This window comes from Mesorhizobium sp. M7A.F.Ca.US.007.01.2.1 (assembly GCF_003998165.1).
GTDB lineage: Bacteria > Pseudomonadota > Alphaproteobacteria > Rhizobiales > Rhizobiaceae > Mesorhizobium > Mesorhizobium ciceri.
The window spans coordinates 36,721-62,069 of the sequence record NZ_RZQP01000010.1; the positions used below are offsets into that span (position 1 = coordinate 36,721).

General features: G+C 63.6%; 25 protein-coding genes and 1 pseudogene. 17 read left to right on the top strand and 9 right to left on the bottom strand.

The features are described from left to right. Positions 1-177: 177 nt before the first annotated feature. The 3 genes from EN949_RS03515 (at position 178) to EN949_RS03525 (ending at position 3,900) form a co-directional block, all read left to right on the top strand. Positions 178-1,197 carry an isopenicillin N synthase family oxygenase gene (locus EN949_RS03515; protein WP_127370766.1) on the top strand — a complete coding sequence of 340 codons (1,020 nt, stop codon included), beginning with the start codon at positions 178-180 and terminating at the stop codon, positions 1,195-1,197. Positions 1,198-1,532: 335 nt separating this feature from the next. Continuing rightward, positions 1,533-2,855 (top strand): LLM class flavin-dependent oxidoreductase, encoded by a 1,323-nt coding sequence (locus tag EN949_RS03520; RefSeq protein ID WP_127367203.1) that lies wholly within the window; start codon positions 1,533-1,535, stop codon positions 2,853-2,855. 25 nt (positions 2,856-2,880) lie between these two features. Then, positions 2,881-3,900 (top strand): NADP-dependent oxidoreductase, encoded by a 1,020-nt coding sequence (locus tag EN949_RS03525; protein WP_024502301.1) that lies wholly within the window; start codon positions 2,881-2,883, stop codon positions 3,898-3,900. 186 nt (positions 3,901-4,086) lie between these two features. Here EN949_RS03525 and EN949_RS03530 read toward each other — a convergent pair whose 3' ends face one another. Genes EN949_RS03530 through EN949_RS03545 form a run of 4 tightly spaced genes read right to left on the bottom strand, consistent with a single transcriptional unit; the run spans position 4,087 to position 7,755 of the window. Beyond that, positions 4,087-4,854: an N-formylglutamate amidohydrolase gene (locus EN949_RS03530; protein WP_024502302.1), complete on the bottom strand. Its 768-nt coding sequence runs from the start codon at positions 4,852-4,854 to the stop codon at positions 4,087-4,089. Then, positions 4,854-6,176, bottom strand: coding sequence for a glutamine synthetase (locus tag EN949_RS03535; protein WP_013530317.1), 1,323 nt, complete (start codon positions 6,174-6,176; stop codon positions 4,854-4,856). Before EN949_RS03535 ends, EN949_RS03530 begins: the two co-directional genes overlap by 1 nt. Next, on the bottom strand, positions 6,173-6,820 hold the full coding sequence (locus EN949_RS03540; protein WP_127367474.1) for an isochorismatase family cysteine hydrolase: 648 nt from the start codon (positions 6,818-6,820) through the stop codon (positions 6,173-6,175). The genes EN949_RS03535 and EN949_RS03540 overlap by 4 nt, the downstream gene beginning before the upstream one ends. Then, positions 6,817-7,755: a MurR/RpiR family transcriptional regulator gene (locus tag EN949_RS03545; RefSeq protein WP_063170109.1), complete on the bottom strand. Its 939-nt coding sequence runs from the start codon at positions 7,753-7,755 to the stop codon at positions 6,817-6,819. Before EN949_RS03545 ends, EN949_RS03540 begins: the two co-directional genes overlap by 4 nt. Positions 7,756-7,900: 145 nt before the next feature. Here EN949_RS03545 and EN949_RS03550 point away from each other — a divergent pair. The 3 genes and pseudogenes from EN949_RS03550 to EN949_RS03560 all read left to right on the top strand — a co-directional run. Continuing rightward, positions 7,901-8,269 (top strand): annotated as a pseudogene (locus EN949_RS03550) (FAD-dependent oxidoreductase); the annotation flags it as partial. A gap of 28 nt (positions 8,270-8,297) precedes the next feature. Next, a complete protein-coding gene (locus EN949_RS03555; protein ID WP_245459476.1) occupies positions 8,298-8,675 on the top strand; it encodes an FMN-binding negative transcriptional regulator in 378 nt (125 codons plus the stop codon). Between the two features lie 28 nt (positions 8,676-8,703). Next, a complete protein-coding gene (locus EN949_RS03560) occupies positions 8,704-9,750 on the top strand; it encodes an ornithine cyclodeaminase (RefSeq protein ID WP_127367634.1) in 1,047 nt (348 codons plus the stop codon). 12 nt (positions 9,751-9,762) lie between these two features. On the opposite strand, the gene EN949_RS03565 is transcribed toward EN949_RS03560, so the two are convergent. From EN949_RS03565 to EN949_RS03580, 4 genes are all read right to left on the bottom strand, one after another. Then, positions 9,763-10,866 (bottom strand): alcohol dehydrogenase family protein, encoded by a 1,104-nt coding sequence (locus tag EN949_RS03565; protein ID WP_127370765.1) that lies wholly within the window; start codon positions 10,864-10,866, stop codon positions 9,763-9,765. 8 nt (positions 10,867-10,874) lie between these two features. Further along, positions 10,875-12,254: an aspartate aminotransferase family protein gene (locus EN949_RS03570; protein WP_127371633.1), complete on the bottom strand. Its 1,380-nt coding sequence runs from the start codon at positions 12,252-12,254 to the stop codon at positions 10,875-10,877. Positions 12,255-12,287: 33 nt separating this feature from the next. Continuing rightward, a complete protein-coding gene (locus EN949_RS03575; RefSeq protein WP_127371462.1) occupies positions 12,288-13,781 on the bottom strand; it encodes an NAD-dependent succinate-semialdehyde dehydrogenase in 1,494 nt (497 codons plus the stop codon). Between the two features lie 130 nt (positions 13,782-13,911). Further along, entirely contained in the window at positions 13,912-14,403 is a 492-nt protein-coding gene (locus EN949_RS03580; RefSeq protein ID WP_127367341.1) for an Lrp/AsnC family transcriptional regulator, read from the bottom strand. A gap of 82 nt (positions 14,404-14,485) precedes the next feature. Between EN949_RS03580 and EN949_RS03585 the strand changes: the two genes are divergently transcribed. The 11 genes from EN949_RS03585 (at position 14,486) to EN949_RS03635 (ending at position 25,048) form a co-directional block, all read left to right on the top strand. Further along, a complete protein-coding gene (locus EN949_RS03585; protein ID WP_013530325.1) occupies positions 14,486-15,871 on the top strand; it encodes a PLP-dependent aminotransferase family protein in 1,386 nt (461 codons plus the stop codon). 126 nt (positions 15,872-15,997) lie between these two features. Then, positions 15,998-16,789 carry an ectoine/hydroxyectoine ABC transporter ATP-binding protein EhuA gene (ehuA, locus tag EN949_RS03590; RefSeq protein ID WP_027162225.1) on the top strand — a complete coding sequence of 264 codons (792 nt, stop codon included), beginning with the start codon at positions 15,998-16,000 and terminating at the stop codon, positions 16,787-16,789. 87 nt (positions 16,790-16,876) lie between these two features. Next, positions 16,877-17,728, top strand: coding sequence for an ectoine/hydroxyectoine ABC transporter substrate-binding protein EhuB (gene ehuB, locus EN949_RS03595; RefSeq protein WP_013530327.1), 852 nt, complete (start codon positions 16,877-16,879; stop codon positions 17,726-17,728). 157 nt (positions 17,729-17,885) lie between these two features. Continuing rightward, positions 17,886-18,545, top strand: a complete 660-nt coding sequence (ehuC, locus tag EN949_RS03600; protein WP_013530328.1) for an ectoine/hydroxyectoine ABC transporter permease subunit EhuC — start codon at positions 17,886-17,888, stop codon at positions 18,543-18,545. 34 nt (positions 18,546-18,579) lie between these two features. Further along, on the top strand, positions 18,580-19,239 hold the full coding sequence (gene ehuD, locus EN949_RS03605) for an ectoine/hydroxyectoine ABC transporter permease subunit EhuD (RefSeq protein ID WP_024502312.1): 660 nt from the start codon (positions 18,580-18,582) through the stop codon (positions 19,237-19,239). A gap of 3 nt (positions 19,240-19,242) precedes the next feature. Then, entirely contained in the window at positions 19,243-20,019 is a 777-nt protein-coding gene (eutA, locus tag EN949_RS03610; RefSeq protein WP_127367172.1) for an ectoine utilization protein EutA, read from the top strand. Between the two features lie 3 nt (positions 20,020-20,022). Continuing rightward, on the top strand, positions 20,023-21,021 hold the full coding sequence (gene eutB, locus EN949_RS03615) for a hydroxyectoine utilization dehydratase EutB (protein WP_127367171.1): 999 nt from the start codon (positions 20,023-20,025) through the stop codon (positions 21,019-21,021). After that, entirely contained in the window at positions 21,018-22,010 is a 993-nt protein-coding gene (gene eutC / locus EN949_RS03620) for an ectoine utilization protein EutC (RefSeq protein ID WP_127370860.1), read from the top strand. Before eutB ends, eutC begins: the two co-directional genes overlap by 4 nt. A 129-nt stretch (positions 22,011-22,139) precedes the next feature. Beyond that, complete coding sequence (doeA, locus tag EN949_RS03625) at positions 22,140-23,318, top strand: ectoine hydrolase DoeA (RefSeq protein ID WP_063172777.1); 1,179 nt, start codon at positions 22,140-22,142, stop codon at positions 23,316-23,318. A gap of 5 nt (positions 23,319-23,323) precedes the next feature. Beyond that, positions 23,324-24,322: a N(2)-acetyl-L-2,4-diaminobutanoate deacetylase DoeB gene (gene doeB, locus EN949_RS03630; protein ID WP_024502317.1), complete on the top strand. Its 999-nt coding sequence runs from the start codon at positions 23,324-23,326 to the stop codon at positions 24,320-24,322. 471 nt (positions 24,323-24,793) lie between these two features. After that, positions 24,794-25,048 carry a DUF768 domain-containing protein gene (locus tag EN949_RS03635; RefSeq protein ID WP_127369275.1) on the top strand — a complete coding sequence of 85 codons (255 nt, stop codon included), beginning with the start codon at positions 24,794-24,796 and terminating at the stop codon, positions 25,046-25,048. A 70-nt stretch (positions 25,049-25,118) separates the two neighbouring features. Here the strand turns inward: EN949_RS03635 and EN949_RS03640 are convergent. Beyond that, positions 25,119-25,349 (bottom strand): P1 family peptidase (locus EN949_RS03640; RefSeq protein WP_206534944.1); only part of this gene is annotated, 231 nt, incomplete at its 5' end.

Here is a 25,349-nt window from a genome sequence, read left to right on the forward strand (position 1 = left end):
GCCGACAGGTCATAATATGCAGCGCTGACGTTCTTCCATCCGGCCCGGATTGGACTTCCTGTTGCTTTGATCGGCACGCCTTGCGTGTCACTTTGAGATGCATTCATGCTCGAAGCTCTTGCCGGTGGTCGCTTCTACTTCTCCTAAGCCAGGGCAGAGAAAAGAAGGAAGCTGACCATGCCCAGAATTGTGCCGGTGCTTGACCTGAGCCGCCTCGAACAAGGTGCGTCCGAGTATCGTACCTTTCTCCTGGACCTGCGTACGGCAGCCCGGGACGTTGGCTTCTTCTATCTCAGCGGCCACGGAATTTCCGCCCCGGAGATCGACGACGTGCTCGATGCCTCGCGACGGTTCTTCGCGTTGCCGGAGGCCGACAAGCTGGCCATCGAAATGGTCAAGTCCCAGCAGTTCCGCGGCTACACCCGCGCCGGCGGCGAACTGACCAAGGGCGCGGCCGACTGGCGTGAGCAACTCGACATCGGCGTCGAGCGCCAGCCCATAGCGCAGGGACCTGGAGTTGCACCGTGGACACGGCTGCAGGGGCCGAACCAGTGGCCGTCTGCACTGCCGGAGCTCAAGCCGGCACTGCTTGCATGGCAGGCCAAGGCGACCGCGGTGGCCATTCGGCTGCTGAAAGCCTTCGCACTATCGCTCGATCAGCCCGAGGACGCCTTCGACGCGATCTATCGGGACTCGCCCAACCATCGCATGAAGATCGTCCGTTATCCCGGCCGTGACGCGACCGAAGGCGACCAGGGCGTCGGCGCGCACAAGGATGGCGGTTTCCTCACCCTGCTGCTGCAGGACGACAACAAGGGCCTGCAGGTCGAATATGACGGAAGCTGGGTGAATGTGGATCCGCTCCCTGGAACGCTGGTCGTCAACATTGGCGAACTGCTCGAACTGGCATCGAATGGGTATTTGCGTGCCACCGTTCACCGCGTCGTGACGCCGCCTGCCGGCGTCGAGCGGATCTCCGTTCCCTTCTTCTTCAGTGCGCGGCTGGACGCGACCATACCGCTTCTGACCCTGCCCGAGGAATTGGCGGCCGAAGCGCGCGGGCCGGCAAGCGATCCGGACAATCCGTTGTTTCGCGATGTCGGCACCAATGTGCTCAAAAGCCGACTGCGTTCACATCCCGACGTGGCACGCCGCCACTATGCCGATCTTCTCGAGGCCGGAGCGGCGGGTTCGTGAACTCAGCTCTGCACGAATTTTTGCCGTTTCATATGTTTTTTGGAATGCCATTCGTCGCCAAGGCTTCGAGATAGGCGCAAAAAGGTAAAATCGTTTAGCGGTTTCCTCCCATTCCGCTGGACGGTGTTCCCCTCTGAAGGTTCAAACCTTCTTTTGGCCGGGCCGCATTCGAGCCCGGCCATTTTTTGTCCTGGTCCCGGACAGCGCAAAACCTATGCTGCAAAAGGCCGGCGTGGAGGAACAGGATATCTTCCCGAGTTGCGCGGACCGTCCGATCCTGAGTTTAGGATTCGAGCGCTAGTGCTCGACTGTATCGATCGGTCGAAACGACTTTCATGACACAAAAACAATTGCACCTCGGCGCCTTCATGCGCCCCGTCAGCCTGCATACCGGCGCCTGGCGCTATCCGGGCGCCTATGCCGACGCCAATTTCAATTTCGCGCATCTGAAGCGCTTCGCCCAGACCTTGGAGGCGGCGAAGTTCGACGCCTTCTTCATGGCCGACCATCTGGCCGTTCTCAACATGCCGATCGAGGCGCTGCGGCGCAGCCACACGGTCACCTCGTTCGAGCCGTTCACGCTTTTGTCGGCGCTCGCCGCCGTCACCGACCATATCGGGCTGGTCGCCACCGCATCGACGACGTTCGACGCGCCCTATCATGTTGCCCGCCGCTTCGCCTCGCTCGACCATATCAGCGGCGGACGCGCCGGCTGGAACATCGTCACCACGTCCAATCCGGATGCGGCGCTCAATTTCGGCCTCGACGAGCATGTCGAGCATGACGAGCGCTACCGGCGGGCCCGGGAATTCTACGATGTCGTCACCGGCCTGTGGGACAGCTTTGCCGACGATGCCTTCATCCGCGACGCCGAAAGCGGGTTCTATTTCGACCCGGCCAGGCTGCATGTGCTCGACCACAAGGGTGAGCATCTCTCGGTGCGCGGCCCACTCAACATCGCGCGGCCAATCCAGGGCCGGCCGGTCATCGTGCAGGCCGGCGCCTCGGAGGCAGGACGCCAACTGGCGGCGGAGACAGCGGAGGTCATTTTCGCCGCCCATGCCGATCTCGCGGCGGGGCAGCGCTTCTTCGCCGACGTCAAAGGCCGTGCGGAAAGGCTTGGCCGGTCGCGTGACGACATCAAGATCCTGCCCGGCGCCTTTGTCGTTGTCGGCGACAGCGTCGAGGACGCGCAGGCCAGGCGGGCGAAGCTCGACAGTCTCGTCTACTACGAGAGCGGCATCGCCTCGCTGTCGATCGCCATCGGACATGACGCGTCCGGTTTTGATCCCGACGCGCCCTTGCCCGAAATCCCCGAGACCAATGCCTCGAAGAGTGGCCGCGAGCGCGTCATCGAACTGGCACGCGAGGAGAACCTGACCGTCAGGCAGCTTGCGCAAAGGCTGGGCGGCTATTCCGGCCTTGCTTTTGTCGGCACGCCTGAAACAATCGCCGACGAGATGGAGGAATGGCTGATCGGCGAGGGTTCCGACGGGTTCAACATCATGTTTCCATACCTGCCCGCCGGGCTCGATGATTTTGCCGAGAAGGTGGTGCCGGAATTGCAACGGCGAGGGATCTTCAGGCGGCAATATGAAGGGTCGACACTGCGCGAGAATCTCGGCCTGAAGCGTCCGCCCAACCGGTTTTTCGAGTAGAGCCTTCTTCGCAGGGAGATTTTCGATGTCGATCCAGTCCAACACCCGCATCGTGCTCGCGGCGCGGCCACAAGGCCGGCCAAAGCCGGATGATTTCCGCATCGAGACGGTTGATGTCGTCCAGCCGGGAGAGGGCGAACTGCTGCTGCAGATCCTCTATCTGTCGCTCGATCCCTATATGCGCGGGCGCATGAACGCTACGAAATCCTATGCCAGGCCCGTCGATGTCGACGGCGTGATGGAAGGCGGTACCGTTGCGCGCGTCGTGATCTCTCGCCACCCGGAATTTACCGAAGGGGATATCGTGTTGTCCCATTCCGGCTGGCAGAGTTTTGCCTTGTCCGACGGTGTCGGGCTGCGCAAGCTGGATCCCGCTGCGGCACCCATCACTACGGCGCTTGGCGTGCTCGGCATGCCGGGCTTCACGGCCTATGCCGGTCTGCTCACCATCGGGCAGCCGAAGCCTGGCGAGACGGTCGTCGTGGCGGCCGCCAGCGGCGCGGTCGGGTCGGCCGTTGGCCAGATCGCGCGCATCAAGGGCGCGCGTGCCGTCGGCATTGCCGGCGGTGCCGACAAGTGCGCCTTCGTGCGAGACGAACTCGGCTTCGATGCGGTCGTCGATCACCGTGCCGATGATTTTGCCGAGCAGTTGAAGGCAGCCTGCCCCGGTGGCATCGACATCTATTTCGAGAATGTCGGTGGTCCTGTCTGGGACGCGGTGTTTCCGCTGCTGAACGAATTTGCGCGTGTGCCGGTCTGCGGGCTGATCGCGCAGTACAACGTCATCGCGGATGCCGGCGTCGACCGGTTGCCGGTATTGATGCAGCAAGTGCTGCACCGCAGCCTGACGATCAGGGGGTTTATCCAGCGTGAATTTGTCGACCAGCGCCCGGCCTTCTATCGTGAGATGGCCGAATGGATATCGTCCGGCCGCGTCCGCTACAGGGAAGATATCGTCGATGGCATCGAAAATGCACCACAGGCCTTTCTCGGCCTTCTCGATGGCAAGAATTTCGGCAAGCTGATCGTGCGTATCGCGGAATAAATGCCGCGCAACGATCAGGCGGGGCTGCTTGGGTAATTTCTGCCGCAGCCGTGGCCGCGGGGCGTGATTGCCAGCAGCCGCCGATCAGCCGGTTGCCCCGGCTGCCGATGACGCCGAGCGGCGAGAAACGCAACTTGCCGATCTGGGCGATGGTCGCGGCGTCGCGCTCGCGCAGGCTTGGATTGCTCACGGCACGGTTTCTGTCTCGAGTGCCGGCAGTGCCGCCGCCAGCCGGTCCGCCCATTCCTCGATGCCGGACCGTGTCGACAAAAGATCCTGCCGGATCTCGACGAGGACGGCGGCGATGCCGCGATCGTCGCCATGGATGGGCACGGCGTAGTCGGCGTCGCGGCTGATCACATAGGGTACATTGGCCGCAACATTGAGCGCCGCATCGGTGCGCAGGCCCGAAAGGATCGCTTCGGCGAGACCTCTTGCTTGGTCATGCAGCACGCCGGCATGCCAGGGCCTGCTGACGCCGAGGAAGACCGGCGTGAAAGAATGGATCGTCACGATCCGCGTCTGCCGGCCTGCTTGTGCCCGGCGGTCGAGATAAGCGGTCACCCGGTCATGGAACGGCGAAAAGATGATCTCGGCGCGCCGGGTCCGCTCCGCCGCATCGATGCCGACATTCCCGGGAATGTCGGTGTCTTCCGACAGTACCGGAATGCTGCCTGGCGTGCCCAGTGGCCGGTTGAGGTCGATCAGCAGCCGCGAATAGCCGCTGAGGAAGGCCGGAGCATCGAGCTTCGACGACAGCAGGCGGGTCACTTCGGCGGCGCCGATATCCCAGGCGATGTGGCGCTGCAGATGGTGGGCATCGAGGCCAAGCTGTCGATACTCGACCGGCATGTGGTTGGACGCATGCTCGCACAACAGCACGATATCGGAACGGCCGTGCTCGTTGAGGGCCTCGACGGCCTCGGGCCAATCTTTTTTTGTCACTGCGGTCATCAATAGAGCGTCCGGTAGAGATCGCAGATGGAGGCCGGATCGAGACCGGCAAGACGCTCGGCTTCATGTCGCTTGAGGCCGACGAAGGTTTCGATGAAGACGGGCGCGAACCATCCCGTCACGGTGCCGTCGGCCAGCAGCGCGTCCAGTGCCGCGGGCAGGGTTTCGGGCAGGCGCACCAGACCAAGACTTGCCCGCTCCGCCTCGCTCATCAGTGTCGGGTCGCCGGTGACCAAAGGTGGCGACGGCAGGCCCGCCTCCAGCCCCTCCAACCCGGCGCGGATGATCGCCGCCAGCGACAGATAGGGATTGCCGGTGGCGTCGGCGGCCCGGTATTCGATGTTGTATTGCCGCGCCGGATCCCGTCCGCCGATCGTCACCGTCGGGCAGATGCGCAGCGACGCCTCGCGGTCGCGGTCGGCAAGCCAGGTGTAGGAAGAACTCCAGCTGTGCGGCTTCAGCCGGTAGAAGGACGACACGCTCGACGCCGTCATGGCGGTCATCCCAGGCAGATGGCGCAGCACGCCGGCACAGAAGGCGCCCGCTTTGGCGGAAAGGCCGCCCGCCAGTGCCGGATCGTAAGTCATCGGCTTGCCGGCCTCGTCGACGAAGCTGAAATGGATGTGGACGCCGTTGCCGACGGCGGTTGGCGCTGTCTTGGGGGCGAAGCTCGCACGCCAGCCGGCATTGCGCGCCAACTCGCGCGTGATTTCGCGGATGGCGACGGCGCGGTCGGCCGCCGTCAGCGCGTCCGCCGGCTCGTGCGTCACCTCGAACTGCTCGTCGCCGAATTCGGCGATGACCACCTCGGGCGCGACGCCGGCTTCCTCGAGCGCCGCCATCAGATTGGGCGCGAAAGGGTCGGCGCGGCGCAGTGCGGCGAAAGACATTGAATGCGCCTGTGCGAAGCCGCCGTCGGCAACGTTGAATTCGTGCTCGAAAGCGGCGATGACCGACAGGCCGGTTGCGGCTTTCAAATCGGCCAGCGCGTCTTTGAGCATCGTGCGGGTGCAGCCGAGCCATGGGCTGCCGTCGAGCTCGACGATGTCGCCGGCGACCATATCGAATGGCGTTGCCGATCCGGTGCGTGTCGTGCGAAAGCGCGCTTCGAGATCGGGGATCAGCCGCAGGTCGCCCGACGAGCCCCAGGGGTTGGGATCGACGATCGAGTTGAACGGTGTCAGCGACAGATTGGCCTGCAGCCAACCGACGCCGGTCGTGGCGGTCTTCTGCAACTTGCTTTCGGCAACGAAACGGCCCCGCGTGACGGCGGAGAGATCCGTGGTGACGACGGCAACCAGAGGCTCGACAGTCGACGTCATGCCGGTTTTCCCAAAGCGTTGAAGCGGTCGACGACCGTGTCGGTGTCAGCCACCCAGCAGTAGCCGCCGAAGGCCTTGAGCGCGATGTCGTGGCGTTTCTGGGTGATGGTGGCGCAGGCATCCGATACGCAGGTGACAAGATAGCCGCGGTCGGCGCCGTCGCGCACCGCCATGTCGACGCATTGATCGGTCAGCACGCCGACCACGACGAGATAGCGGATGCCGAGGTTCTTGAGGAGATAGTCGACATTGGTCGAATTGAAGATGCCCGACGACGTCTTCGGCAGCATGATCTCGTCGCCAACCGGCGCCAGCGATGCCACCGGCAGTCCTTCGGGGAGACTGGGCGCAACATGGATCGGTGTCAGCTTGTGGTCGAGCGAGCGCTCACGGCCGTCTTCGGTCAGGCTCTGAATGATGGTGTGCAGCACCTCGACGCCATTGGCCCGCGCCGCCGCCAGCAGGCGCTCCTGGTTGGGGATCGTCTGCGAGGATGTCTGCCGGTAAAAATAATGATCGGGGCCACGTTCCGGATGCGACGGATCGGCGCCCGGCTCCAGCCAGATGCGCTGCATGTCGACGAGCAGCAGTGCCGTTTCGCCGGCACGGAAGGCTTCGTCTCGTTTGGGTAGGGCCTGGGTCATGCTTTGTCGTCCTGCTTTGCTGATTTGGGTCCCGGTGTCTTGCGGGGGCCGGGTGTCTTGCGCGCGCCGTTCTCTTGCGGTTCGCTGTCGAGCGTCACGGCATTGGCATGCCGCACCTTTTCGAGTCGCTCGATGCGGGCGCGGGCCTCGTCGCCCAGCGTCGAAACGATATGGGCGACCAACGCTTCCATCTGTGCGATCGCAGGCGCCAGCGTGTCGTAAGGTGAGGCGACTTCGAGCGGGCTGACGATGGTGACTTCGGCGAGATCTGATATCGGCGACAGCCATTGGTCGGTGAACAGGACGATGCGCACATCGAGCGCCGCCGCCTGTTTTGCATAGGCCATCACATCGAGTTGGTAGCGGCGGTAGTCGAAGACGACGAGCACGTCGCGCCGGCCGAGGTCGGCCAGCGTGTCGAAGATCTGCGGAGAGAGCACGCCAAGATCGCGAACCCCGGAGCGGAACTGCACGAGATAGCCGGCCAGCATGCCGGCGATGTGGCGGCTGAACCGGCCGCCAACCATCACGATCTCGCCCTTGGCCTCCATCAGCAAGCGGGCCGCCCGCTCGTAAGTCTGGACGGGTGTCGCGGCGGTGGCTTTCTGCAAGGCCGTGGTGACGCTATCGAGATAGGCCAGCACGGCGCTGTCGTTGGAACCGCTCTGCCGCTTGGCCTCCATCATCAGCAGCGGCGAGTGCAGTCTTGCCTCGACTTCGGCCAGAAGCCTCGCCTGGAAATCCGGAAACCCTTCATAGCCGAGCTTCATCACCAGCCGCACCACGGTTGGATCGCTGACGCCAGCGCGCCGGGCGAGCGATGAGGCGGTACCGAGGCCGGAGGTCGGATAGTCCGTCAACAGCAGTCGGACGATCTTCTCCTCCGACGGCGTCAGCGCAAGATCCCCGCGCATCAGAACATCGCGTATCGCCATGGGCCTCCCCGGAATCCGTGTTCTCTTGTTTTGTCGAGTTTATTACAGAGATTTAAATCTCGGTCAACAATGAAGAGATGTTGACATTGCGCGATCGCTGGCCCTACCTTGTCGAAAAGCAGCCAAGAGACTGTGGGGAACAGCCATGCGAAATGGAAGCGACGTCATCGTCGTCGGTGCCGGTATTGTCGGATCGAGCGCGGCCTATGATCTGGCCAAAGCCGGTGTGAAGGTCACGCTGGTCGAGCAGACCCATCCCGCCGGCGGCCCGTCGGGCAGATCGTCGGCGCTGCTGCACGCCTTCTACCTGATGCCGGAACTGTCGCAGCTATCCATCCGTGGCCGAGAGATCCTGGTGTCGCTGCCCGAAATCGCTGGCGAAGGATCCTTTGTCACCGAAATCGGCATGATGTGGGTCTGCGGCAACGACAACAAGGCGAGCTGGACGTCGGCAGCCGAACGCATCCGCGGCGAGGGCGCGCGCATCGAGACATTGTCGCCGCAGGCCTTTGCCGATGCCGCACCGGGCTTTGCGCTGGACAATGTCGCCGTCCTGGTATCCGCGCAATCCGGTGCGCGACAGCGCGCCGACCTGGAACTTTGCCGTCGTGCATTGTCATGGGCATCCGGTGCCGCTCGACGATCACGGCACCGCCCGGCATCTCCTGCAGCTTGTCGATGTGCTGGAGAAGGATCGCGACGATCGCTGGCGCATGCGTGAGCTCGGACCAGGCGGCATGGAGCGGCGCATACCTGGTATCATAGGGTTTGACCTGCCGATCGGGCGGCTCGAAGCCAAGTTCAAGATGGGCCAGGATGAGCGCCTCTACGACACAGGCGGAGCCATCAGGGTGCTGGAGCAAAACGATCCGGCGCTGGCAACGATGATGAAGGCGCACAACGCGCATCGCCAGGACTGAGCGCCTGCATGCGGCAAGGAAAAGAAAAATGATCCCCAATCTCAACATCGTGCCCTTCGTCAGCGTCGATCATATGATGAAGCTGGTGCTGAAGATCGGCGTCGAACGCTTCCTCGTCGAACTCGCCGGCTACATCGAGAATGATTTCCGTCGCTGGGAGCTGTTCGACAAGACGCCGCGCGTCGCCTCGCACAGCGCCGAGGGTGTCATCGAACTGATGCCGACCAGCGACGGCGAGGTCTACGGCTTCAAATATGTCAACGGCCATCCCAAGAACATGCGCGAGGGACGCCAGACCGTGACCGCCTTCGGCATGCTCGCCGACGTCCACAATGGCTACCCGGTATTGCTGTCCGAAATGACCATCCTGACGGCGCTGCGCACGGCGGCGATGTCGGCTCTGGCCGCCAAGTATCTGGCGCCGGCCGGCTCCAGCTGCATGGCGCTGATCGGCAACGGCGCCCAGGCCGAATTCCAGGCGGTGGCCTTCAAGGCGCTGCTCGGCGTCGACAGGCTGAGGCTTTACGATATCGACCGCTCGGCCACCGAAAAATGCATCCGCAATCTCGCCGGTCTAGGCTTCGACATGGTCGCCTGCGGCACCGCGCAGGAGGCGGTCGAGGGGGCTGACATCATCACCACCGTCACCGCCGACAAGCAGTACGCCACCATCCTCACCGACAACATGGTCGGCTCCGGCGTGCACATCAACGCGGTCGGCGGCGACTGCCCCGGCAAGACCGAATTGCATCGCGATATCCTGCTGCGCTCAGACATCTTCGTCGAATACCCGCCGCAGACCCGCATCGAGGGCGAGATCCAGCAGCTTGCGCCGGATCATGAGGTGATCGAGCTGTGGCAGGTGATGTCAGGCGCCGTGCAAGGCCGGCGCGATTCCGGCCAGATCACGCTGTTCGATTCGGTCGGCTTCGCCATCGAGGATTTTTCGGCGCTGCGCTATGTCAGGGATCAACTGCGCTCGACCGGCCTCTACCAGGAACTCGACATGCTGGCCGACCCCGACGAACCGCGCGACCTGTTCGGCATGCTGTTGAGGGCGGCCCAGCAGGGTTGAGGCATAGAGTGTTCAGCCAGCCGAACCCCACATGGCATCCGGCACCACCACCAGCTTGCCGACGAAATCCTTGGCAATGAAATCCGCCTGCGCATGGTGGAAATCGGAGAGCTTGTAGACGCCACCGACCAGCGGCCGGATTTTCTTCGCCTCGATGTAACCAACGATGCGACGGAAATCCGCGCGCGTGCCCTGGCTCGAACCATGCAACTGCAACTGCTTGAGATACATGGTCCTGAGATCGAGTTGCACGACCGGACCGGCAATCGCGCCGGCGGTGGTGTAGCGGCCTTCGGGCCTGAGAATACGCAAGAGGTCGTTGAAGATCGCGCCGCCGACCAGGTCGGCCACCACGTCGATCGGTTGGCCGCCGGTCGCTTCAATCACGGCTTGCGGCAGGTCTGCGACGCCACGGGTGATGACCGCCTCGGCGCCGATGTCCAGCACCGCCTGTTCCTTGCCCTTGCCGACGACGGCATAGGGAATGGCGCCGCGCGCCCGTGCCAGTTGCACGATGCCGGAACCGACGCCGCCCGAGGCGCCGGTGACCAGCACGCGCTCGCCGGCCTTCAAGCCGGCGCGCTCCAGCATCTGTTCACCGGTCAGGTAAGCGCAGCAGAAGGTGGCGAGTTCGACGTCGCTCATGTCGGTATCGACGACATGCGCATTCTCGGCCGGCACGGCCTGATATTCGGCGTAGCCGCCGTCGCGGCCGTGGCCCATATAGTCGATGTCGGCGAGCGAATCGTCGTCGCGATTGTAGATGGAGAAATCGACCATCACCCGTTCGCCGATACGCTCCGGCGACACACCTTCGCCGACGGCGGCGATGGTACCGACGGTATCGGTGCCCTGGATGCGCGGGAAAACAAGCGTGTTGCCCTGGCGTCGCCATGTCGACACGGCGGCAGCATCCTCCTCCGTACCATAGGCGCCCTGGCGCACCCAGACATCGGTGTTGTTCATGCCGCAAGCGCTGACCTTGACCAGCACTTCACCTGGCGCAGGCGAGGGCACTTTCACATCGCTGCGGTAGACGAGTTTTTCCGGCCCGCCGTGCCCGACAAGCAGCACGGCGGCCATGGTGGCGGGGAGGGTTCTGGTCATGGCATTCATAGTCGATCTCAGAGATTGGCAAACACGCTCTTGACCGCATCGGCGGTCTTCGACACGACGATGTCGGCTTCCTCGCGGGTCAGGCAGAGCGGCGGCGCGAAGCCAAGAATGTCGCCCTGCGGCATGGCGCGGCCGATGACGCCGCTTGCGGCAAGCGCTGTCGCCACCTGCGGTCCGATCTTCTGCGAAGCGTCGAAGAACACCCGGTCGTCCTTGTCGGCAACGAATTCCACCGCTGCCAGCATGCCGTCGCCGCGGACGTCACCGACATGCTTGTGGCCGCCGACCGCCTTGGCCAGCTCGGCGCGGAAATAGGCGCCGGTCTCCTTGGCATTTGTCACAAGATCCATCTCGTCGATCAGCTCGAGATTGGCGACGCCGGCGGCAACGCAGATCGGATGTGCCGAATAGGTCCAGCCATGGCCGAGCGAACCGAGCTTGTCGGAGCCCTCAACCAGCACCTGCCACATCTTGTCGGCGACGATGACGCCCGACAGCGGCGCATAGGCCGAGGTCAGGCCCTTGGCGATGGTGATCAGGTCCGGCTTGATGCCGTAATGGTCGGAGCCGAACATGGTGCCCAGTCGGCCGAAGCCCGTCACCACTTCGTCGGCGACCAGAAGCACGTCGTACTTCTTCAACACCGCCTGGATCTTTTCCCAATAGCCGGCCGGCGGCGGCACGATGCCGCCGGTGCCGAGGATCGGCTCGCCGATGAAGGCAGCGACGGTTTCCGGGCCTTCGGCCAGGATCATCTCCTCGAGCTTGTCGGCACAATGCTGCGAAAACTGCTCCTCGCTCATCGAGCGGTCGGCGCGGCGGAAGTAGTAGGGTGCCTCGGTGTGCAGGATCGGCGCGCGCGGCAGGTCGAAGGCGTTGTGGAACAGGTCGAGCCCGGTCAGCGATCCCGTCATCACGCCCGAGCCGTGATAGCCGCGCCAGCGCGAAATGATCTTCTTCTTCTCCGGCCGGCCGAGCACGTTGTTGTAGTACCAGATCAGCTTGATGTTGGTTTCGTTGGCATCCGAACCGGAGAGGCCGAAATAGACCCGCGACATGCCCTCCGGCGCGCGATCGATGATCATCTTGGCCAGCGTGATCGAGGCCTCGGTACCGTGGCCGACATAGGCGTGGTAATAGGCGAGGTTCTTCGCCTGGGCGGCGATGGCGTCAGCGATCTTCTGGCGGCCGTAGCCGACATTGACGCAATAGAGCCCGGCGAAGGCATCGAGGCTCTTCCTGCCATTGTTGTCCCACACGGTGACGCCTTCACCGCCGGCCATGATGCGTGTCGGGCTTTCGCCCCGCGCATGCGTGCCCATATGGGTCGAGGGATGGAAGAAGTGGTCGCGATCCCAGGCGGCGAGTTCGTTGGACTGGTCGAGCATTTTTTTGACTCCTTGAGGGATGGCAGGACGAACCTAGGCGACGTCCAGACAGAGATACTTCAGATCGGTGAAGGCTTCGAGCCCGTGGCGCGAGCCTTCGCGCCCGATGCCCGATTGCTTGACGCCGCCGAACGGGATCGGCGCGCCGGTGATCTTGACGCGGTTGATGGCGACCATGCCGTAGTCGAGCGCGCGGCCCATGCGCTGCTGCCGGCCACCATTCTCGGTCACGACATAGGCGACGAGGCCATACTCGGTGGCGTTGGCGCGGGCAATCACGTCATCCTCGCTGTCGAACGGCGTCACGGCGGCAACCGGGCCAAACGTCTCCTCGCGCATGATCAGCGCTTCGTCACTGACATCGGCCAGCAGCGTCGGCTGGTAGAACAGCGGGCCGGCCTGGTGCCGTTTGCCCCCGGTGAGGCAGCGCGCGCCGTGAGCGATGGCATCGGCGACCTGTTCCTCCACCTTCTTGATGGCGCGCTCATGCATCAGCGGCCCGATGTCGATCTTCTCGGCTAGGCCATTGCCGGTCCGCAGCGTCTCGATGCGCTTGGCGAAGGCGGCGCAGAACCGATCGTAGATCGGACGCTGGACGTAGATGCGGTTGGCGGCGAGGCAGTCCTGGCCCGACGTGGCGAATTTGGCGTCGATGGCGATATCAACCGCTTTGTCCAGATCTGCATCGGCAAAGACGATCAGCGGGGCATGACCGCCAAGCTCCATCACCAGCCGCTTCATGGTCGGCGCGCTCTGGGCGGCGATCAGCCGGCCGATCTCGGTCGAGCCGGTGAAGCTCATGGCACGCACGCGCGGATCTTCGCACATCCGGCCGACGATCGTCGAAGCCTTGCCGGTGACGATGTTGAAGACGCCCACGGGCAGGCCGGCGCGTTCGCCGAGTTCGGCCAGCGCCAGCGCCGACAGCGGCGTTTCCGAGGACGGATGCGCGACGATGGTGCAGCCGGCGGCAAGGGCGGCGGCCGCCTTACGGGTCAGCATGGCCGACGGAAAATTCCACGGCGTGACGACGCCGACGACGCCGAGCGGCTCGCGCCGCACCATCATCTCGGCGTTCGGCAGATGGCTGGTGACGCTCTCGGCGTTCAGGCGTTTTGCTTCTTCGGCATACCATTCGACGAAGGAGGCGGCGTAGTCGATCTCGCCCAGCGATTCCTGCAGAGGCTTGCCCTGTTCAAGCGTCATCAGCAGAGCCAGATCATCCTTGGCGCCGACGATCAGCTCGAACCATTTTCGTAAAATTTTCGAGCGCTCCTGCGGCAACAGCGCCCGCCAGGCCGGGAAGGCGCGCGCCGCGGCATCGATCGCCTTTGTCGTCTGCCGGCCATCGAGCGCGGCGACGAAAGCGACGGTCGTGCCGGTGGCCGGATCGGTGACCTCGAAGCTTTCGGCAGCCTCGCTTGCGGTCCAGTGGCCATCGACATAGGCGAGTTCGCGCAGCAGCCGGCGGTCGGCGAGGCCGTCGAGCGCTTCATGGCGATGCGAGCGGGCGAAATGCGCGGACATGGTCAAAGCCTCCCGGTTCGGACTGATAAGGGAAGACTATCCGCCCGATGCAGATAGAGAGGCTGTTTGGAAGTCCTGGCGTAGAGAGACTCTCTCTATCGGGTTGCCCGGCGAGAGAATCTCTCCGCTCCTATGACGACGCCGGCAAAAGCTCTGCGAGGGGCAGCGCCACCTCGTCCTTCACGGTCTTGATGACGATGTAGGTGAAGTAACGATCGATGCCGATCTCGCGGTCCAGCAAGCCATCGACCAGCCGCTGATAGGCGTCGATGTCGCGCGCCATTACCTTCAACAGATAGTCGACGCCGCCGCCGACAGACCAGCAGGCGACGATCTCGGGAACATCGCGTATAACGCGCTCGAAGCGGTCGAAATCGGCCTGGCGGTGGTTTGCCAGCGTCACCTCCATCAGCACGGTGGCAACGGGTGCCACGACGCGCATGGCGATCCTGGCGTGATAGCCCGAGACGATGCCGGCCTTTTCCAGCTTGCGCAACCGCATCCAGCACGGCGTCGGAGACAGGCCGACCTGCTCGGCCAGCGCCAGCTTGGTGATGCGTCCGTCGCGCTGGATGGCGTCGAGGATTTTCAGGTCGATCGGGTCGAGTTTCGCTGATGTCATCAGGGCTCACTTTTTCGTCCGAGCACCATGACGGCGCATTATTTCGATTGTCAATTGCACTGATTTCGATCTCTAATAAGTCATGACATTGTGGCAACCCGATCCCGCGCTTATCCGGCGGCCGGCCTATCAGTCGCTGGCCGACCAGTTCGCGCGCGCCATCCATGACGGACGCCTTGCCAATGGCGCGCGGTTGCCGACCCATCGCAGGCTGGCCGACGACCTCAAGCTTTCGGTGCAGACGGTCAGCCGCGCCTATGAGGAACTGATCCGCCGCGGCCTGATTTCGGGCGAGATCGGCCGCGGCAGCTTCGTCCAGACGCAGCGCCGCGAGCCCGAGCCGCCCTATCTGCCGGAGCGGCTCGGTGAAGTCATCGACCTTTCGATCCTGAAACCGGTCTGCGAGCCGATGCATCTTGAGCGGCTGAAGCAGGCACTGGGATGGCTGGCTGAGAACCTGCCGTCGAGTTCAGCACTTTCGTTCCGGCCCAACATGGTGTTTCCCCGCCACCGCGCGGTGGCGGTCGAATGGTTGAGACTGTGCGGCCTCGATGCATCGCCGCAGAACGTCAGCCTGACCAACGGCGCCACCGCCGGCATGACAGTGGCGCTGATGAGCGTCGCGCCGCCGGGCTCTACGGTCGCCACGGAGGCGATCGGCCACCATACGCTGGTGCCGTTGGCACGCTATCTCGGCTTCAACCTGGAAGGCCTGCCGATCGACGACAACGGCCTGATTCCGGAAGCGCTGGACGAGGCCTGCCGGCTTTCCGACATCCGCGCGGTCTTCGTGCAGCCCTCGGTCATCAATCCGACGGCGACGCTGATGGATGCGCGGCGGCGAGAAGAGATCGCGGCGGTCGCGCGCAAGCACGATATCGCCATCATCGAGAACGATGTGCTGGGTCCGCTGGTCGAAGACCGGCCGCCGCCGGTTGCCGCGTTCGCGCCGGAGCGTACGCTCTACGTCACCTCCTTCACCAAGATCACCGTGCCCGGCCTGCGCATCGGCTATCTGGCCGCACCCGACCGCTACGTCGCCGCCGTCGCCAACCGGCATCTGGTTTCGAACTGGATGGCGACGCCGCTGGTGGCCGAGATCGCCACCAAATGGGTGACCGACGGCACGGCGATGGAGCTTGTCCACTGGCAGCGCGCGGCTTTGCGGCGCCGGCAGGATATTGCAGCGCAGGTGCTGGCGGGGGTCGACTATCGCGCCCGGCGAGACGGGCTGCATGTCTGGCTTCAACTGCCCGCGGACCGTGCCGAGGAAAGCTTTGTCGCCCAGGCCCGCCTGCAAGGCGTGGCTATCGCGCCCGGAACATCCTTCCGTATTTCGGGTGCGCCCTGGCATCCGGCGGTGCGTATCTCGCTGGGTTCGACCACCGAGGGGGAACTGCGCGCCGGCCTCGGCGTTGTCACCAAGCTGCTGCTTGGCGATCCGGAGCATCTGCTGCTCGCAATCTAGGTCCGGTTTGCCCGGAAATTGTGCGGAATCAGAATAATTGTCATGATATTATTTTCCCAATTGACATGATTTGGCGCGTTCCGCATCGTTAAGGGGCATAAGCTTCTCCAGCACGGGGAAATAGATTTGTCCGCACCAGCGCCCATCATCAAGATCGACAGCATCTCGAAAAGCTTCGGCAGCTTCAAGGTGCTGGACGGCCTGTCGATGCAAGTCATGCCCGGCGAGAAGCTGGCACTGATCGGCCCATCGGGTTCGGGCAAGACGACGATCCTGCGCATCCTGATGACGCTGGAGCGCATCGATGGCGGTCATATCCAGATCGACGGCGAGCAGCTCTATCACATGGAGCGCAATGGCCAGCTGTTGCCCGCCGATGAGCGGCATCTGACAAGGATGCGCCAGAAGATCGGCATGGTGTTCCAGCTGTTCAACCTGTTTCCGCACAAGTGCGTCATGGACAATGTCACGCTGGCGCCGATGCTGACCAAGGGCACGCCGCGTGCCGCCGCCGAAAAGCGGGCGATGGAACTGCTCGAAATGGTCGGCATGGCCGACAAGGCCAAGAACATGCCGGCGCAGCTGTCCGGTGGGCAGAAGCAACGCGTGGCGATCGCTCGGGCGCTGGCGCTGTCGCCGAAGATCATGCTGTTCGACGAGGTGACGTCGGCGCTCGATCCAGAGCTGGTCGAGGAGGTGATGAACGTCATGCGCAAGCTCGCCGCCGAGACCGACATGACCATGCTGCTGGTCACCCACGAGATGGGCTTTGCCCATGATTTCGCCGACCGGGTGCTGTTCTTCGATCGCGGCAGGATCGTCGAAGAAGGCAAACCGGACGAGATTTTCCGCAATCCCAAGCAGGAGCGCACGCAAGGTTTCCTGAAGAAGATCATCGCGGCCGGACATCGGGTCTGACCGCAATGCCCAGGGCGACGAAGTCGTCCCGAGGCGGCGAGGGCCGCCATGCAACAAAGCAAGACAAGAAACAAGGAGTTGGGAACAATGAACAAACTTGGCATTCTGGCCGGCGTTGCCGGTCTTGCACTGACGGCGGTGCTGGCCGCCTCGATCCCCGGTTCGGCCGATGACAGCAAGCTCGAGCAGCTCAAGGCGCAAGGTTTCGCCCGCCTCGCCATCGCCAACGAGCCGCCCTATACGGCGGTCGCCGCCGACGGCAAGGTTTCGGGTGCCGCGCCTGATGTGGCCCGCGAGATATTCAAGCGGCTCGGCGTCGCCGACGTTGCCGCTTCGATCTCCGAATATGGCGCCATGATCCCCGGCCTGCAGGCCGGTCGCTTCGATGTCGTCACCGCCGGCCTGTTCATGAAGCCGGAGCGCTGTGCTGCGGTCGCCTATTCGGAACCCGTGCTGTGCGACGCCGAGGCGATGCTGGTGAAGAAAGGCAATCCAAAGGGCTTCAAGAGCTATGAGGATGTCGCCAAGGATACGACTGCGACCATCGGCGCGCCGGGCGGCGGCACCGAGGAGAAGCTCGCGCTCAATGCCGGCGTGCCACGCGATCGCGTCATCGTCGTGCCGGATGGCCAGAGCGGCGTGAAGATGCTCCAGGATGGCCGCATCGACGCTTATTCGCTGCCCGTCCTGTCGATCAATGATCTGGTCAAGAAGGCCAACGATCCGAACCTCGAAGTCATCGCTCCGGTGCAGGGCGCACCGGTCTATTGCGACGGCGCCGCTTTCAAGAAGGGCGACGAGGCACTGCGCGACGCCTTCGATGTGGAACTGGCCAAGATGAAGAAATCAGGCGAGTTCGCCAAGATCATCGAGCCCTACGGCTTCTCGGCGGCAGCCGCGATGTCGACCAGCCGCGACAAGCTCTGCGCGGCGAAGTGATTCTTCCTTCTCCCCGTTCAACGCGGAGAAGGTGTCACGAAGTGACGGATGAGGGGCGGCGCCAAACCTTCGCAAGTTCGCGCCGCCCCTCATCTGCCTGCCGGCATCTTCTCCCCGTAAACGGGGAGAAGATGCTAAACCCAACGTTGGAAACCGAATGACCCAGTGGTCCGGCTATTTCGGCCTGATATTGCAGGGAGCGCTTGTCACCATCGAGCTGACGCTGATGGGGTCGGTGCTGGCGCTGATCATGGCCTTCCTCGCCGGCATGGGGCGCGTGTCGCGCTTCTTTGCGCTGCGTTGGTTGGCCACCGCCTACATCGAGTTCTTCCGCGGCACCTCGATCTTCGTGCAGTTGTTCTGGGCCTATTTCGTGCTGCCCTTCATCGGCATTTCGCTGACCCCGTTGCAGGCCGGCGTGCTGGCGCTCGGCCTCAATGTCGGCGCCTACGCCGCCGAAGTGGTGCGCGGTGCCATCCAGTCGATCGGCCGCGAACAGTATGAGGCCTGCACAGCGCTCAATCTCGGCCGCTGGCAAGGCATGCGCCACATCATCCTGCCACAGGCGCTGCTGGTGATGCTGCCGACCTTTGGCAACAATGCCATCGAATTGCTCAAGGCGACCGCCGTGGTGTCGCTGATCTCGCTCACCGACCTGACCTTCCAGGCGCAGGTGGTGCGCGCCCAGACCGGCAACACCCTGGTGCCGTTCACCACCATCCTGATCATCTATTTCATCCTCGCCCTGCTCATCTCGTGGGGCGTGCGCTCGCTGGAACGACGCATGGCGCGCGGCCTCGACGGGGTGCGTGCCTGATGGCCAACTCCCTTCTGATAAATTGGGCCTACTGATGGAATGGGATTGGAATTTCGTCTGGGAAATCATGCCAACGCTGATCCAGGGCGTGAAGATCACCATCCTGGCGACGCTGCTCGGCTCGGTGCTGGCGGCGATCGTCGGGCTTGGCATTGCGCTGGCGCGCCGCTCGCCCAACAAGGCGTTGTCGCGCACGGTCGGCTGGGCGGCTGAATTCATCCGCGGCACGCCGCTGCTGGTGCAGCTCTATTTCATCTTCTACGTGCTGCCCGACATCGGCATCCTGCTGCCGCCGCTGGTCGCCGGTGTCATCGGGCTCGGGCTGCATTACGGCACCTATACGGCCGAGGTGTATCGTGCCGGCATCGACAATGTGCCGCGCGGCCAATGGGAGGCCGCCAAGGCGTGCAATTTGAGCGCCAGTCAGACCTGGACCCACATCATCGTTCCGCAGGCTATCCCACCGATGATTCCGGCGCTCGCCAATTACTTTATCGCCATGTTCAAGGAAACGCCGCTGCTGTCGGCGATCACCGTGCTGGAACTGATGAACCAGGCCAAAAGCGTCGCCAACACCTACTATCGCTATATCGAGCCGATCACCCTGGTCGGTGCTTTCTTCCTGGTCATCAGTCTGTTTTCGGTCGTGTTGCTGCGCTGGCTGGAACGCCGCTACGGCAAGATCGAGAGGTAACCGATGAAACCCTTGCCCGAGATCAAGGTATATCCAAAACGGCCGGCACTGGATGCGCGTCCGCTGGAGCGGCGCATCGGCCTGATCATCCTGGCCACCGACCACACCAGCGAACCGGATTTCCGCCGCATGGTGGCGAGCGAACGCGTCGGCGTCTATGTCGCGCGCATTCCCTATGCCAACCCGACGACGCCCGAAAACCTGCGCAAGATGCAGCCGGCGCTGACGGCGGGCGCGGCCCTGATCCTGCCGGATGAGCCACTCGATGCCGTCTGCTATTCCTGCACTTCGGCCTCGGTGGTGATCGGCGATGCCGAGATCGAGGCGGCGATCCAGGTCGCAAAGCCCGCCGTGCCGGTAATCACCCCGCCGATGGCGGGCGTGCGCGGGCTGCGTGCGCTGGGCGCAAGCAAGATCAGCATCCTCACTCCCTACACGGTCGAGACATCCAGGCCGATGGCCGCCTATTTCGCGGCGCACGGCTTCGAGATCGCCAGCTTCACCTGCCTCGGTTTCGAGGACGACCGCGAGATGGCGCGCATCGCACCGGCGGCCCTCGTCGAACTGGCGCGTGAGGCGATCGACGCCAGCGCCGATGCGCTGTTCGTCTCCTGCACGGCGCTGCGTAGCGCCCTCGCGGTCACCGGAATGGAAAAAACTATTGGACGTCCCGTGGTGACCAGCAACCAGGCGACCGCCTGGAATTGTCTGCGGCTGTGCGGAGATGACACGCCGCGTCCCGAATTCGGCCGTCTGATGACGCAGCCATTTGCCGCCTGATTGATGATCATGACACAGGTCACTCTTGAGCACATTCGCGCCGCGCGTGAGCGCATTGCCGGCAAGGTCGAGCGCACGCCGACAGTGCTGTCCCAAAGTCTTTCCGAAGGGCTGGGCGTCCCCGTCCACCTCAAGCTCGAACACCGGCAGACCACCGGCAGCTTCAAGCTGCGCGGCGCCTCGAATGCCGTCGCTTCGCTCAGCACCGCGGAGAAGACGCGTGGCGTGGTCGCGGCCTCGACCGGCAACCACGGCCGCGCGCTGGCGCATGCGGCGAAGCTTGAGGGCATGCGCGCGGTGATCTGCATGTCGCGGCTGGTGCCTGAAAACAAGCTCGACGAGATCCGCCGGCTGGGCGCGGAGGTTCGCATTATCGGCAACAGTCAGGACGATGCCCAGCAGGAGGTCGATCGGCTGGTGGCGCAAGAGGGGCTGGTTATGCTGCCGCCCTTCGACCATCCCGACATTGTCGCCGGGCAAGGCACGCTCGGGCTTGAGATGATCGAACAGGTCCCGGATGCTGCCCTCGTCCTGGTGCAGTTGTCGGGTGGCGGGCTCGCCTCAGGCGTTGCCGCGGCCATCAAAGGCGTCAGCCCCGGCACAAAGATCATCGGTGTCTCGATGGCTCGTGGCGCGGCGATGAAGGCCAGCCTCGATGCCGGCCGCCCGGTGCTGGTGGAAGAATTGCCGACGCTGGCGGATTCGCTCGGCGGCGGCATCGGCCTCGACAACCGGCTGACCTTCGCCATGTGCCGCGACCTGCTCGATGGTATCATCCTGCTTAGCGAGGACGAGATCGCCGCCGGCATCCGTCACGCCTATGCGCGCGAACGCGAAATCGTCGAGGGCGCCGGCGCGGTCGGCATCGCCGCGCTACTCGCCGGCAAGGTCAGGTCGGACGGGCCGGTGGTCGTGCTTCTCTCCGGCCGCAACATCGATATGGACGCGCACCGCAGGATCGTCTGCGGCGAGGCGCCATCGCTCAAGGAGCACGCCGCATGAGCCGGACGACGATCCTCACCGAGCAAGAATTGCGCGCGATCGTGACACTCGATCTCGATGCAGTCGCCTGCGTCGAAAACGCCTTCCGTGCGCTTGCCACCCTGCCGGTGGCGATGCCGCCGATCCTGCGGCTCGATATTCCCGAGCATCGCGGCGAGGTCGACGTGAAGACCGCTTACGTGCCTGATATCGACGGTTTCGCCATCAAGATCAGCCCCGGCTTTTTCGACAATCCGAAGCTCGGCCTGCCCAGCGTCAACGGCATGATGGTGCTGCTGTCGTCCAAAACCGGGCTGGTCGAAGCACTGCTGCTCGACAACGGCTATCTCACGGATATCCGAACCGCTGCTGCCGGCGCCGTCGCCGCCAAACATCTGTCGCGGCAGGACTCGTCAGTTGCCGCGATCTTCGGCGCCGGCGTCCAGGCCGGGTTGCAATTGGAAGCCCTGATGCTGGTGCGGCCGATTACCGAGGCGCGCATCTGGGCGCGCGATGCGGCAAAGGCCGAGGCAACCGCCGGAGCCCTGCGCGAAAAGCTCGGCATTCTCGTGCATGCCGAGCCCGACGCGGCAAACGCAGTTGTCGGCGCCGACATCATCGTCACCACCACGCCTTCGACCGAGCCGCTGATCAAGGCGGGTTTCGTTTCCGCCGGCCAGCACATCACGGCGATGGGCTCCGACGCCGAGCACAAGAACGAGATCGCGCCGGCAATCCTGCGCATGGCCGATCTCTATGTCGCGGACAGCGCCCGTCAGACGCGGCGGCTGGGTGAGCTGCATCACGCCATCGCGGCGGGCGTGATGGCCGCTGAGGAAGAGGTGACCGAACTTGGCCAGATTATCGCCGGTAAACGGCACGGTCGGCGCTCGGCCAGCGACATCACCATCGCCGATCTGACCGGCACCGGCGTTCAGGATACGGCGATAGCTACGTTCGCCCGCGATCGGGCGCGGGTGGCCGGTTCCGGGGCCATTTTCGAAAGCTGATGCTGGCCAAGGCGTGATCCGGAAAAGTGGGAACCGGTTTTCCGAAAGATCACGCCCAAACAAGAACGACGGGCCGGTTTCAACGAAGTTGAAACAGGCTCAAGGCCCAACAAACGAGGACCAAGAACAATGCAACCGAACCTGAGATTCTCGCGCGGCGAATATGCGGATCGCCTCGCCAAGACACGCAAAGCCATGGAGGTGAAGGGCGTCGATCTTCTTGTTATCAGCGACCCGTCCAATATGGCCTGGCTGACCGGCTATGACGGCTGGTCGTTCTACGTGCATCAGGCGGTTATCGTGCCGCCATCGGGCGAGCCGGTCTGGTACGGCCGTGGCCAGGACGCCAACGGTGCCAAGCGCACTGCCTATCTCGCGCATGATAACATCGTCGGCTATGCCGATCACTATGTGCAGTCGACCGAGCGCCACCCGATGGATTTTTTGGCCAGCGTGCTTGCGGATCGCGGCTGGGGCAAGCTGACAGTCGGCGTTGAGATGGACAATTACTGGTTCTCGGCCGCCGCCTTCGCATCGCTGCAGAAGCATTTGCCCAATGCCCGCTTTGTCGATGCCACCGCGCTGGTCAACTGGCAGCGCGCGATCAAGAGCCCGACCGAGATCGACTATATGCGCAAGGCGGCTCGCATCGTCGAGGCGATGCACCAGCGCATCTTCGACAAGATCGAGGTCGGCATGCGCAAATGCGATCTCGTTGCCGAAATCTATGATGCCGGCACGCGCGGCGTCGATGGCATCGGCGGCGACTATCCGGCGATCGTGCCGCTGCTGCCGTCGGGTGCCGATGCCTCGGCGCCGCATCTGACCTGGGACGACAGACCGATGAAGCGGGACGAGGGCACCTTCTTCGAGATCGCCGGCTGCTACAACCGCTATCACTGCCCGCTGTCGCGCACCGTCTTCCTAGGCAAGCCGACGCAGGAATTCCTCGATGCCGAGAAGGCGACGCTGGAAGGTATGGAAGCGGGGCTGGCCGCGGCCAAACCCGGCAACGCCTGTGAGGACATCGCCAACGCCTTCTTCGCCGTGCTGAAGAAGTATGGCATCGTCAAGGACAACCGCACCGGCTATTCGATCGGACTGTCCTATCCGCCGGACTGGGGCGAGCGCACGATGAGCTTGCGTCCCGGCGACCGCACCGAACTCAAGCCCGGCATGACCTTCCATTTCATGACCGGCCTGTGGCTGGAAACGATGGGACTGGAGATCACCGAGTCCATCCTGATCACCGAAACCGGTGTGGAGTGCCTGGCCAATGTGCCGCGTAAGCTGGTGGTGAAGGATTGAGCCCGATGTCGAATCTACGCTCATCACCGGTCGCGCCGACCGTCGATTTCGACCGCGACGGCGTCCAGCACGGCTTCCTGCGCTTGCCCTACAGCCGCGACGATTCCGCGTGGGGCTCGGTGATGATACCGATCTGCGTCATCCGCAACGGCAACGGACCGGCAGCTCTGCTGTCCGGCGCCAACCATGGCGACGAATATGAGGGGCCGCTGGCCCTCTACGATCTCGCCAGGACCCTCGATCCCAGGCAAGTCAGCGGCACGGTGATCATCGTGCCGGCAATGAACTATCCGGCGTTCCGCGCCGGCACGCGCACCTCGCCGATCGACAAGGGCAACATGAACCGCAGCTTTCCCGGCCGGCCGGACGGAACGGTGACCGAAAAGATCGCCGATTACTTTCAACGTGAGCTGCTGCCTCGCGCCGACATCGTGTTCGACTTCCACTCCGGCGGCAAGACGCTGGACTTCGTGCCGTTCTGCGCGGCGCACACTTTGCCCGACAAGGCGCTGGAACAGAAAGCCTTTGACGCGGTCGCGGCCTTTGCCGCTCCGTTCTCGATGCGCATGATCGAGATCGACGCCGTTGGCATGTACGACACGGCAGCCGAGGAGATGGGCAAGGTCTTCGTCAGCACCGAACTTGGCGGCGGCGGCACGTCGCGCGCGCAAACCGTGCGGATCGCGAGGCGCGGCATTCTCAACGTGCTGCGTCATGCCGGCATTGTAGATGGTGCGGTCGAGAAGACTCGAACCCAGTGGCTCGACATGCCGTCGGGCGATTGTTTCTCGTTCGCCGAAGACGACGGCATGATCGAAACCATGGTCGATCTCGGTGAGCCCGTCAAAGAAGGCTCGGTGCTGGCGCGCATTCATTCCACCGGCCGCACCGGCGTCGCTCCGCAGGAGATCCGGGCAAAAATGTCGGGCATGCTTGCGGCGCGGCATTTCCCCGGGCTGGTTAAGGCCGGCGACTGCGCGGCGGTGGTGGCTGTGCACGTCTGAGCGGCTCCGCCGGGGCCTGCTCCACCCGGTTCGGGTCCATCGTCACTTGTTCTGCGTCCGTCGCGGAGCCCTTCGGCGCGGCGGAAAGAAGCAGGATAGCGGGCGGAGTCGACATTGCAGGAGGATGTCACTATATAGCGGCGGCTTCGACCCGCGCGCCCGAGGGCAGCACCTCGAAGCAACTGTGAATGTGTAGTGTTTTGCGCCATCTATTGTGACGGAAATCGGCTCGGAAACCGGAAAAAAGCAAATAGAAACAGTGGCGCAGCGCTGGGTGTGACCCAGCCAACGGTACCGACCCCTCCAGAATCAGAAAATGCCCTTGACCCCTCGATTTCCTATGGCTCTGTGGACCTTGGACGGCATTGGCTTGCCGGCTGACCGCGACTCGGCTGGAATGGGGACATGCATCCTTTGGGGGATGTCGACGTTTATGATTACCAACCGGCTTTGCCGCCAGGGAACAGCAGTATGAGCGAACACGCCATCGAATTCTTGCGGGGATGGATCGGCGAAAAGGTCCATTGCCAGTCCCCTCAGGCAAGGATCGACAAGCAGGCCGAAACCTTGGCCAAGGAGTGCGCCGCCGAGGCGGCCGAGGTCGGCATTCCGCTGGAGGATATCCAGGAAGAAGTCGGCGATATCCAGGAACTTATCGCATCCCGGCTTGAGGAAGCGGCCGAGGCCGAAGAAAGCCAGCAGGCCCCCAGAAAAGCCGCCGAATGATCAAAGCCGCCGAATGATCGCATAGCGGCGACATTGTTGCAGCGCGGGCTTCTGGCCCACGTTTTTGTCTTCAGCCAAAGGTCTCCTTCAGCCACGTCTTCGGCAGCGCCGGCACGAAATTCCCGTCGCGTCCGGTCATATCGTCATTGGCAACCAGCGCGTTGAGGATTGCTTCCTCCACGGTCTGGATCACCGCATCGAAAAACGGATCGATGTCGGTATCGGGAATAAAATCGGCACTGGCGATGCGGCCGGATGGCGCCCGCGCGGCGCTCGCATTGGCGGTCGAGAAGGCGATGAA

Coding starts and splice junctions, on each gene's coding strand:
- EN949_RS03545 (WP_063170109.1), bottom strand. CDS start 7,755: ATGGCGATACGCGATGTTCTGATGCGCGGGGATCTTGCGCTGACGCCG.
- EN949_RS03515 (WP_127370766.1), top strand. CDS start 178: ATGCCCAGAATTGTGCCGGTGCTTGACCTGAGCCGCCTCGAACAAGGT.
- doeA (WP_063172777.1), top strand. CDS start 22,140: ATGCAACCGAACCTGAGATTCTCGCGCGGCGAATATGCGGATCGCCTC.
- eutC (WP_127370860.1), top strand. CDS start 21,018: ATGAGCCGGACGACGATCCTCACCGAGCAAGAATTGCGCGCGATCGTG.
- EN949_RS03635 (WP_127369275.1), top strand. CDS start 24,794: ATGAGCGAACACGCCATCGAATTCTTGCGGGGATGGATCGGCGAAAAG.
- EN949_RS03565 (WP_127370765.1), bottom strand. CDS start 10,866: ATGAATGCCATGACCAGAACCCTCCCCGCCACCATGGCCGCCGTGCTG.
- EN949_RS03555 (WP_245459476.1), top strand. CDS start 8,298: ATGTCGCCGTCCTGGTATCCGCGCAATCCGGTGCGCGACAGCGCGCCG.
- EN949_RS03570 (WP_127371633.1), bottom strand. CDS start 12,254: ATGCTCGACCAGTCCAACGAACTCGCCGCCTGGGATCGCGACCACTTC.
- eutB (WP_127367171.1), top strand. CDS start 20,023: ATGATCATGACACAGGTCACTCTTGAGCACATTCGCGCCGCGCGTGAG.
- ehuB (WP_013530327.1), top strand. CDS start 16,877: ATGAACAAACTTGGCATTCTGGCCGGCGTTGCCGGTCTTGCACTGACG.
- EN949_RS03520 (WP_127367203.1), top strand. CDS start 1,533: ATGACACAAAAACAATTGCACCTCGGCGCCTTCATGCGCCCCGTCAGC.
- EN949_RS03525 (WP_024502301.1), top strand. CDS start 2,881: ATGTCGATCCAGTCCAACACCCGCATCGTGCTCGCGGCGCGGCCACAA.
- ehuC (WP_013530328.1), top strand. CDS start 17,886: ATGACCCAGTGGTCCGGCTATTTCGGCCTGATATTGCAGGGAGCGCTT.
- ehuD (WP_024502312.1), top strand. CDS start 18,580: ATGGAATGGGATTGGAATTTCGTCTGGGAAATCATGCCAACGCTGATC.
- EN949_RS03560 (WP_127367634.1), top strand. CDS start 8,704: ATGATCCCCAATCTCAACATCGTGCCCTTCGTCAGCGTCGATCATATG.
- doeB (WP_024502317.1), top strand. CDS start 23,324: ATGTCGAATCTACGCTCATCACCGGTCGCGCCGACCGTCGATTTCGAC.
- EN949_RS03580 (WP_127367341.1), bottom strand. CDS start 14,403: ATGACATCAGCGAAACTCGACCCGATCGACCTGAAAATCCTCGACGCC.
- EN949_RS03585 (WP_013530325.1), top strand. CDS start 14,486: ATGACATTGTGGCAACCCGATCCCGCGCTTATCCGGCGGCCGGCCTAT.
- EN949_RS03535 (WP_013530317.1), bottom strand. CDS start 6,176: ATGACGTCGACTGTCGAGCCTCTGGTTGCCGTCGTCACCACGGATCTC.
- EN949_RS03575 (WP_127371462.1), bottom strand. CDS start 13,781: ATGTCCGCGCATTTCGCCCGCTCGCATCGCCATGAAGCGCTCGACGGC.
- eutA (WP_127367172.1), top strand. CDS start 19,243: ATGAAACCCTTGCCCGAGATCAAGGTATATCCAAAACGGCCGGCACTG.
- EN949_RS03540 (WP_127367474.1), bottom strand. CDS start 6,820: ATGACCCAGGCCCTACCCAAACGAGACGAAGCCTTCCGTGCCGGCGAA.
- EN949_RS03530 (WP_024502302.1), bottom strand. CDS start 4,854: ATGACCGCAGTGACAAAAAAAGATTGGCCCGAGGCCGTCGAGGCCCTC.